We start from the raw sequence: 901 nt of genomic DNA, 5'->3' as shown, positions 1-901 counted from the left end.
GTATCCGCCAAGTATAAATTCGATAATGTCCTGTATGGGGTATCTTATTATCACGAGTATATGCTTACCGAGCGTTTGGACAAGGATATCCAAATGATGAAAGAGGCAGGATTGTCTGTGGTTCGTGTGGGCGAATCCACTTGGGCGCTTTTTGAGCCGCAGGAAGGTGTTTTTGACCTTGTCTGGATGGACCGCATTCTCGACAAAATGCACCAAGCCGGCATCAAGGTGATTCTCGGAACGCCTACATACGCCATACCGGCATGGATGGCGCACAAGTATCCCGAAGTATTGGCGGAATATATGAACGGGCGGAAAGCCAATTTCGGAGTCCGCCAGAATATGAATATCTCCAACCCGACGTACAGGTTTTTCTGTGAACGCATCATTCGCAAAATGATGGAGCATTATGCCAAACATCCTGCCATAATAGGCTTTCAGGTGGACAATGAAGTGGATTCGTGGGGCGTGAATAATCGCAATTATTCTGTTGGTTTCCGGAATTATGTCAAGGATAAATTCCAGGGTAACCTTGAATTGTTAAACAAAACATGGGGACTGAATTACTGGAGTCTCAATATCAATTCCTGGGAAGAGTTTTATCCCATAGAGGGCGTAAATAATCCGGCTCACAGAAACGAGTGGGAACGTTATACCCGCAAATGTATCGCTGAATTTTTAAACTGGCAGGTGGATATTGTCAATGAATATAAACGCGACGACCAATTTGTGACCCATTGTTTTATGCCGTCGTTCCAAACGATTGACCAGGTTGCGAGTTTCAGACAGATGCAATATCCTGCCATTAACATTTATCATGCCGTACAGAATGGACAGGACGGGTGGTACATTGCCTATTCGGGCGATTTTATGCGCACGGTAGCCAAAGGTAATTATCTTG

1 protein-coding gene is annotated in these 901 nt (G+C 45.0%); it reads left to right on the top strand.

The genetic code is table 11. From position 1 onward, the window contains the following. Positions 1-901, top strand: a 901-nt coding sequence (locus ASC50_RS01650; RefSeq protein ID WP_193391175.1) for a beta-galactosidase, incomplete at both ends; no start/stop codon positions are given.

The organism is Candidatus Symbiothrix dinenymphae, from assembly GCF_001431085.1.
The sequence above is the reverse complement of the archived record's forward strand: the minus strand, read 5'-3'. Positions and strand labels throughout refer to the sequence as shown.